This is a genomic window from Flavobacterium sp. C3NV (assembly GCF_046825355.2).
Lineage (GTDB): Bacteria > Bacteroidota > Bacteroidia > Flavobacteriales > Flavobacteriaceae > Flavobacterium.
In genome coordinates, this window is the sequence record NZ_JBKQBJ020000020.1 from 104,908 (window position 1) to 113,540 (window position 8,633).

Here is an 8,633-nt window from a genome sequence, read left to right on the forward strand (position 1 = left end):
CGTAAACTGAAAATCTAAATGCCAGACAAAGCCCAATCAAACACTTGCGACGAAATCGTCTTTTCGTCTTTCTTTAAAAGCCATGTAAAAGCGCTTCGGAATTTTCTTTTTTACAAATTTGGCAATATCGATCAGGCAGAAGATGTAGCGCAGGAAGCATTTGTCAAACTTTGGCAAAACTGTGCTTCGGTGCCATTAGAAAAAGCAAAATCCTATATTTATACTATAGCAAATAACAGCAGTCTTAACGAAATTGCACATCAGAAAGTGGTATTGAAATATGAAAAAAACTTTACCGGCTTAGACAAAACCAATGAAAATCCTGAATATCTACTGGAAGAAAAACAATTTCAGGTCAAACTTTTAAAAGCCATTGAAAACCTGAACGAAAAACAACGCACAGCTTTTTTGATGCATCGCATCGACGGAAAGAAATACAGCGAAATTGCCCTGGAACTAAATATTAGCGTCAAGGCAGTAGAAAAACGCATTCATTTGGCTTTGTTAAGCTTGCGTAAAGAAATTGATATATAAAAAAAGTAGGGTGAAATTAGTTCTAATTGTTTTAATGATATAATAGCAGTACAATGAAAAAAAATCGCTTATTGGCAAAATGGCTCAACAATGATTTATCTCCGGATGAATTAGCTGAATTTGAAGCAAGCCCCGATTTTGAAAAATACAAAAAGATAAAAATGTATACAGACCATCTCGAGGTTGCTGATCTGGATGAAAATGCGATGTTATCGAACATTTTAAGCCAGAAAAAACAAACTCCAAAGGTGGTTCCATTATATAAAAAATGGGCATTTCGGGCAGCCGCTATCTTTGTTTTGGCCCTTGGGATTACCTTTGCGCTGAAATATTTGGTTCCTCAAACACAAAAAGCAGATTTTGGAGAAAGAACCACTTTTTCTTTGCCTGATAATTCTGAAGTAGTACTAAATTCCGGTTCAGAAATACGGTATAAAAAATGGAATTGGGACAACAAGAGACATCTTGAATTACAAGGAGAAGCCTATTTCAGGGTAGCCAAAGGCCGACGTTTTGAAGTACACACCAATCTGGGCAAAGTAACGGTTTTAGGAACACAGTTTAATGTAAAAGCACGAAAAAACAGGTTTGATGTAGTGTGTTATGAAGGTCGTGTAAAAGTAAATTATGCCAACACTCAAATTCTTCTAACGCACGGGCAAAGCGTTAGTTTTGAAAACGGAAAACAAGTCAAAAGAAGTGTCGTTTCTCTACAGCCCGAATGGATGAACAATCAAATCTGTTTTTATAAAGAAAACATTAAAAGCCTCTTAGACGAAGTTCAGAGACAATATAACATTAAAATCGAATTGCATACCAAAGATACAACCGCTTTATTTACAGGGAAATTACCTGCTAAAGACCTGGATGTAGCCTTGCAGATTATTAGTACAACGTATCATTTAGAGGCTAAGAAAACCTCCAACAATACCATAATTTTTGACGAAAAATAAATGTTATTCCCCAAACAATTTCATTTTTTGTTTATTGCCTTTTTCTCTGTCCTGAATCTTTTTGCTCAGGACAAAGGAAAAGTTATGCCTTTTAAAAAAATTATAATTGCTATCGAAAAACAGCATCAGGTTAGTTTTAATTATACCGGAGATCTTATTGACGGGCTGCAAATATATCCTCCAAAAAAATCACTTTCCCTGGACCAGAAACTGCAATACCTGTCTCAAAAAACCCATTTATCTTTTGAGAATATTGGAAATCAATTCATTAATATTTATAAAAAAGACTCCAAATCCAGTACAATTTGCGGATACGTTTTTTCATCGACAGACCGTAAACCTCTTGAAAACGCCAATATCAGTTTAGGTAAAGACCATTTTAGTACAGATTCCAACGGTTATTTCGAGTTGGAACAAAAGGGCAATACTGCTTTTCTCATTAGTCACGTAGGATTTACAACCCGAAAAATAGTAGCAGCTACTTCAGATGCTGATAATTGCCTGCAAATCTTATTAGAACCTGAAATTACAGCCCTTGAAGAAATTAAGGCCAATGCTGTTCTCGCTTCGGGAATTTCAAAAAATACTGATGGTTCTTTTGAAATAAAACCCAAGAAGTTTGGTATTCTTCCCGGACTTATCGAACCCGATGCTTTGCAGACCATGCAGCAAATTCCTGGTGTAAACAGTCTTGACGAAAGTGTTGCCAGCATTAATGTGCGCGGTGGAACGCACGACCAGAATTTGTTTTTATGGAATGGAATACGAATGTTTCAAACCGGGCATTTTTTTGGTCTGATATCCGTTTTCAATCCCAATCTGGCGCATACCATTTCGATCTATAAAAACGGAAGCTCTGCTTTTTACGGAGAAAGCGTGTCGAGTGTAGTCGCGATTTCCTCTACTCCTGAAACACCAGAAAAAAACTCCTTTAGTGCAGGAATCAATATGATCAATGCTGATGTTTATGCAAAGTATAATCTTTCGAAAAAAAGCTATATCGAAATTTCAGCCAGAAAATCAATCACTGATTATGTAGAAACCCCAACTTACAGAGAATATTTTGATAAAGTATTTCAAAACACAACCATCACTGATTTTTCACAAAACCAAAATATCGACTATAAAAGTGATAAAAAATTTGGCTTCTATGATGCTACACTGAAATATGCTCAAAAAATTGGAAATAAAGACCAGTTAATACTGGACTTAATTACCATTAAGGACAATCTTGAAGTTTTTCAGAGTGCCACAGTATACAATATGACCAAATCAGAAAACAATGTTTTACGTCAGCAGAATTATGGCGGGAATCTATCGTGGAGAAGAAACTGGAACAACTTTAATACAACTAAAATTAATATATACAACTCTTCCTATGAACTTCTGGGAAACCAAAAAACGACTATAGGAAATCAAATCGTGATCCAGGAAAACACGGTTAACAATAATGGAATTAATATAGAGAACAACCATATAATTAACTCGAAATTTAGTTTCAACGATGGGTATCAATACAACGAAATAGGTATTACCAATCTGGAGCGTGTTACTAATCCTGATTTCTATCGCAGGGTAAAAGATGTGCTAAGAACCCACGCCTTAATTTTGGAAGGAAAATACAATGACACGCTTTCCAGAATCTATATCAAGGCCGGAATGCGCACGAATTATATTGAAAAATTTAAAAAATACAGTCTGGAACCCCGGCTGCAAGCGAGCTATGGCATCAGCAAAAGTCTGAATTTAGAACTTTTGGGTGAGCTGAAAAGCCAAAACTCACAGCAGATCATCGATTTGCAGAAAGATTATTTCGGTATTGAAAAAAGACGCTGGATTGTCTCCAATAACAGCACTATTCCTATTATAAAAAGCAGACAGCTTTCCTTAAACTTATTCTATAAACAGCAAGACTGGCTCTTGGGAATGGAAAATTTTTATAAAAAAGTAAGCGGAATCACCACCTCTAGTCAGGGATTCCAAAACCAATTAGAATTTGTTAAGACAACTGGCGATTATGAAATTATAGGAACCGAAGTCCTGATTCAAAAAAGAATGAATCACTTTCTTACCTGGCTTAGTTATACATACAACAATAATAATTACCATTTTACCAATTATGAATTTCATAGTTTTCCCAATAACTTTGAGTTAACACATACCGTATCCTGGGCAGGAATTTATGAGAAAAACAATTTTAAAATTGCCGTAGGAACCAAATGGTCTTCCGGACGACCAAAAACTTCTCCAGATGTTTCCCAAATTGATCTTTCGGATCCTGTATTAGTGTACAACAGACCAAACAATACCAATCTGCACATTTTTTCACAGGTTAATATTTCCTCGACTTATAAATGGGAAACAGCGAATGGAATTCAGTACAAATTAGGTATTTCTATTTTAAATATCCTAAACAGGAAAAATGAAATCAGCGAATATTACAGAATAAGTTCTCTAACAACTTCTATTGAAGAAGTGGAAACATTTGCCCTGCAAAGAACTCCAAATGTGAGCTTTAGAATATTCTTATAGCATAATCTATTTGATTTGTAAGAAATCAACATCCCTTCTTTTTTATTTTTTTTGAAAAAATAATATTTTTTTGGTAGGGTAATTTAAATCATGACTGTTTTACTCTTGAACCTTATCAAAAAGTAAAACAATGAAATCAAAACAAATTAAATTCGCTTTAGTTGCTCTTATAGCAACAACATTTTTCGTAAGCTGCAGCAGCGACAACGATAGTAACACTCCTCCTACTGTCGAAGTAAAAAAAGAGATTAGCCTTTCTACAAGTGCGACTTTGGGAACTTATCTTTCTGATAAAGACGGAAGATCCTTATATTTTTTCGCAACAGATGCTAATGGACAAGCCTCTTGTACAGGAGGATGCGAAGCGGTATGGCCAGCTTTTAATGTAGATAATTTAACTGCTGATAAATTAGGCGCAGGACTAACCCTATCAGACTTTGGAACCATCACCACTGCATCGGCTAAAAAGCAGCTAACCTACAAAGGATGGCCACTATATTATTACGCACCAAGTGTAAACGGAGCCAATACATTAGAAAGTGCAGGTAAAACAACCGGAGACGGAGTTGGCGGTGTTTGGTTTATAGCCAAACCGGATTATTCGATCATGATTGTAAGAAGCCAGCTGAAAGGCCATGACCAGAAAAACTACAAATCAGACTATACTGAAGGAGATGGCTTAACAACTTACTTTACAGATGCCAAAGGGATCACGCTGTATACTTTTAAGAATGACAATTTTAAAAAGAACAACTTCACAAAAGCAGATTTTTCTAACAATGCAGTCTGGCCAATTTATGAAACAGACAAAGTGGTGGTTCCTTCTATTCTTGACAAATCTAAATTTTCTGTTATTACCGTTTTTGGTAAATCACAACTAACGTACAATGGCTGGCCACTATATTATTTTGGACAAGATGCCAACGTAAGAGGCGCTAACAAAGGTGTTAGTTTCCCTAGTCCGGGAATTTGGCCGGTACCGGTAAAAGATTCTCCACTTGCAATTTAAGAATCAGCTTCAGTAAAATTTCTATAGCATTCTCTATTTCAGCTAGTCTAATCTTCATTAGGCTAGTTTGAAATAAAAGAAAATCCCCTGCCAGAAAAATTAACCTAAAAATATGAAAAGAAAAAAAATCGCATTTGTAATTGCGGGCTTATTAATCCTGGCCTCTGCAGGCATTTATTTTTATTACGGATTCCTTTTTAAGGAAGCACGCAATATAGCATCAGAAATGCCGGATTTCAGTATAACAGCTACAAAATTACTTGAAGAATACAACTCCGATCCTAAGAAAGCAGATGCCTTATATCTCAATAAAACTATTGAAATCACTGGTATCGTAACCAAAGAAACTGATGCTGTAATTACACTTGAAAATACTGTTTTTTGCCTGTTTACCCAACAAATAAAAGAGAAACATCTCCATCAAAAAGTAACATTGAAAGGCAAATGCATTGGTTATGATGAACTATTTCAAGAAGTTAAATTAGACCAGTGTACCATAAATAAACCAAACAATTAATCCTATTATGAAGAAATTTTTAGTCCCAATCTGCCTCTTTCTCGCTACCATGGCATACTCGCAGGATGACCTGCTTAAGGATCTTGATTCTACCCAGGTAGAAGAAAGTTACTCAACGGCAACTTTTAAGGCTTTACAACTGGTAACATTACAAACCACAAAAATGGCTGCCAAAAAAGAATTCTATTTTGTAGTCTCGCACCGTTTTGGAACTGTTAAAGACGGTTTTGACAGTTTTTTTGGTCTTGATAATGCCACTACAAAACTCGGTGGTATTTATGGCGTTACAGATTGGTTATCGGTAAGTCTTTCCAGACATACCTTAAACAAAATGTATGAAACCGGACTGAAATACCGAATGATGAGACAAGATGCCAATTTTCCTGTAGATATTGTAGGATACAGTGTTGCTGATATCAATACATTTCTGGAAAAAGACCAATATCCCGGATTAGAATTTAAGCACCGTATGACATACGTGCAACAGCTTTTAATATCCAGAAAAGTAAATCAAAAACTGTCTTTAGAATTAGTACCCTCATTCGTGCATAAAAACTTGTACAATCCTGCTATCGAAAGAGATAATCAGTTTTCTTTTGGCGGCGGCGGACGTTACAAAATAACGAAAAGGTTATCTGTCAACTTAGAGTATATGCACAACTTTGATAAACCTGAATTTTACAAAAATCCATTATCAGTAGGTCTTGATGTAGAAACCGGTGGACACGTTTTCCAACTCATATTTACCAATTCACAATCCATGAGTGAGAGCGGATATCTTACCAATGCCTCTGGTGACTGGGGAAAAGGGGATTTCTTTTTTGGATTTAACCTATACAGAGTATTTTAATAACGATAAACAAAATAAACTATGAAAAAGGCAATAGCATTTGCAATTTTACTTGCTGCATTAACAAGTTGCAGTGATTCTGACACTTATCAGGATATTGAAACACCGCCAGACACGGTAACACCAAACCCTGACCCCGCAGCCACATTCAGCTATACTAAAAATGCTAAAGCAATTATTGATGCCAATTGTATCGGCTGCCACCAAAGCGGAAGATCTGCAGGTTTTAGGCCTCTTACTACATATGCCGAAGTTAAAGCGGCAGTTGAAAGTGCTGGTTTACTAAATAGAATTCAATTACAAACAGGACAACAGGGGATTATGCCACAGGCTGGAAGAATGTCTCAGGCTAATATCGATATCATTCTAAAATGGAATACTGACGGATTAAAAGAAAATTAATGATCATGAAAAAAACATTTATTAAACTCCTGGTGTTAGTACTGCTTACTGCCGTAAATACAGATGGATTTGCTCAAAAGTTAATCACAAAAACAGGAAGTATCAAATTCCAGGCTTCAACGCCTTCTAATGAAGAAGTCGCCGCGGAAAATAAAAGTGTATCTGCCGTTTTGGAGCAGTCTACCGGAGATTTCGCTGCTTTGATCCTTATAAAAGGATTCCGCTTCAAAGTCGCTTTAATGGAAGAACATTTCAACGAAAATTACATGGAGTCGGAAAAGTTCTCAAAAGCCACATTAAAAGGTAAAATAGAAGATTTTAATATTGCTGAAGTTACTAATACATCTAAAAATTTCACTTTTAAGGGAGATCTTACCATCCACGGAAAAACAAAACCTGTAACAGTAATCATAAAAGTTTCAAAAGCTGCCAACGGGGTTAATGCCATTGGCTCATTTGAAGTGAAACCAGAAGACTTTGATATAGAAATACCAAATCTGGTTAGAAAAAAAATTGCTGATAAAATAAAGATCAATTACAATTTTTTATTAGTTAAATAATCTCTTTTTGATACACTAAATATTTAGACAACAGAAATTACCACCACTGTTAACTAAATAAATCTCTTTTTGATCTTGAAGATCACTAAACATGACTAATGTTGCGAGGTCAGTTTCTTAATAGCTGACCTCTTTTTTTTAACCTTAACTAAAATATAAAATGATTTCCAAAAATTATATTGTTACTGGTGAAGATGTAAACGATAACATGGTAATGGAGAACACTGCATACATTTCATACACAATTCGCTTATTCTATCATTTTTTATTTAATAACGGGTTATCAAGAGAAAAACTCAATACTTTGCATTTGAGTTTACAGGAAGGCAATCATGAATTTGTATGTCATAAAAATCTAATATTTACCGAACATTTTTTTGTTGAAATGAAACATTGCTATATAGATGACAAGATCAGTATTAAAAGTTTCTTTTTTAATTCAAAAAACGAATGCTGTGCAGAAGTTACTAAAGAAGTAGAATGGTTTGATGCTATTCGCAAAGAAGTTATCGCAGCACCTAAACAAATTCAACAGCATTTTAACCTCAATAACAAATCTTAATTTAATAAAAACAGTTAACCAATAACCAAATAGATTAAAGATTTGTTTCCCTAAATAGTATTAATAAACGCTGTTGTTAAAAGTGAACAATAACGTTTTATACTTATAAAGTCTTTTTCAAGATAAAAAATTACCATCGAAAAATCAATAATTTGGGCGTTTTCCGCCGCGGCGGACCAGTCTTTGCGCTAAATCTTTTGCGAGAGAGGTTACGTTTTGGCTTCGCCAGAAGTATAGTGTTTCGCAAAAGGATACTGCTCCCATCCCTAACGCAGTTTAGAGGTAAATAGAAATATGATTTTCAAAAGAAATTCCAATTTCTAAAATTCGAAATTCTAAAATATTACGTTTATTCCCTTATTCAGTAATCTATAACTTTTTTGCAACATGGCCAATGTTTTCAACCATTGGGATACAAGGTAACCATCAAGGCTTAAACGGCCTATCTGTAAAATATTAATAAGAACTTTTAATAAGGTTTCAATTTCCAAATCCTAAATCCCAACATTAACCGAATAGCTTTGCGGACTTATCAATCCAGAAGAACCTAAAAAACCTTAGCGTTCCTTGCGGTTAAACCAAACCAAAAACCAATCTAAAACAAAAAACCCCGTTTCGTTAGAAACAGGGTTTTCAAAAGAAAGGCGACGACATACTCTCCCACATAACTGCAGTACCATCTGCGCAGGCGGGCTTAACTACTCTGTTCGGGAT

The 8,633-nt window shown here is 35.2% G+C and carries 9 protein-coding genes and 1 rRNA gene; 9 read left to right on the top strand and 1 reads right to left on the bottom strand.

Annotated elements, in window-relative coordinates; genetic code table 11:
• Positions 1 to 18: 18 nt before the first annotated feature.
• The 9 genes from ACIDC4_RS22470 to ACIDC4_RS22510 all read left to right on the top strand — a co-directional run bounded on the left by ACIDC4_RS22470 (position 19) and on the right by ACIDC4_RS22510 (position 7,919).
• The gene (locus tag ACIDC4_RS22470) at positions 19 to 534 is read left to right on the top strand and encodes an RNA polymerase sigma factor (RefSeq protein ID WP_412045023.1); all 516 of its coding nucleotides are present in this window, start codon (positions 19 to 21) and stop codon (positions 532 to 534) included.
• A gap of 53 nt (positions 535 to 587) precedes the next feature.
• On the top strand, positions 588 to 1,487 hold the full coding sequence (locus ACIDC4_RS22475) for a FecR family protein (protein WP_412045022.1): 900 nt from the start codon (positions 588 to 590) through the stop codon (positions 1,485 to 1,487).
• The gene (locus ACIDC4_RS22480; RefSeq protein WP_412045021.1) at positions 1,488 to 4,019 is read left to right on the top strand and encodes a carboxypeptidase-like regulatory domain-containing protein; all 2,532 of its coding nucleotides are present in this window, start codon (positions 1,488 to 1,490) and stop codon (positions 4,017 to 4,019) included.
• Positions 4,020 to 4,149: 130 nt separating this feature from the next.
• Entirely contained in the window at positions 4,150 to 5,028 is an 879-nt protein-coding gene (locus ACIDC4_RS22485; RefSeq protein WP_412045020.1) for a COG4315 family predicted lipoprotein, read from the top strand.
• A gap of 112 nt (positions 5,029 to 5,140) precedes the next feature.
• Complete coding sequence (locus ACIDC4_RS22490) at positions 5,141 to 5,545, top strand: OB-fold protein (protein ID WP_412045019.1); 405 nt, start codon at positions 5,141 to 5,143, stop codon at positions 5,543 to 5,545.
• Between the two features lie 7 nt (positions 5,546 to 5,552).
• Complete coding sequence (locus ACIDC4_RS22495; RefSeq protein WP_412045018.1) at positions 5,553 to 6,395, top strand: DUF5777 family beta-barrel protein; 843 nt, start codon at positions 5,553 to 5,555, stop codon at positions 6,393 to 6,395.
• Positions 6,396 to 6,416: 21 nt separating this feature from the next.
• On the top strand, positions 6,417 to 6,797 hold the full coding sequence (locus ACIDC4_RS22500) for a c-type cytochrome (RefSeq protein ID WP_412045017.1): 381 nt from the start codon (positions 6,417 to 6,419) through the stop codon (positions 6,795 to 6,797).
• Between the two features lie 5 nt (positions 6,798 to 6,802).
• Positions 6,803 to 7,357, top strand: a complete 555-nt coding sequence (locus ACIDC4_RS22505; RefSeq protein ID WP_412045016.1) for a YceI family protein — start codon at positions 6,803 to 6,805, stop codon at positions 7,355 to 7,357.
• A 160-nt stretch (positions 7,358 to 7,517) separates the two neighbouring features.
• Positions 7,518 to 7,919 carry a hypothetical protein gene (locus ACIDC4_RS22510; protein WP_412045015.1) on the top strand — a complete coding sequence of 134 codons (402 nt, stop codon included), beginning with the start codon at positions 7,518 to 7,520 and terminating at the stop codon, positions 7,917 to 7,919.
• A gap of 639 nt (positions 7,920 to 8,558) precedes the next feature.
• Here ACIDC4_RS22510 and rrf read toward each other — a convergent pair.
• Positions 8,559 to 8,633, bottom strand: a 5S ribosomal RNA gene (gene rrf / locus ACIDC4_RS22515); the annotation flags it as partial.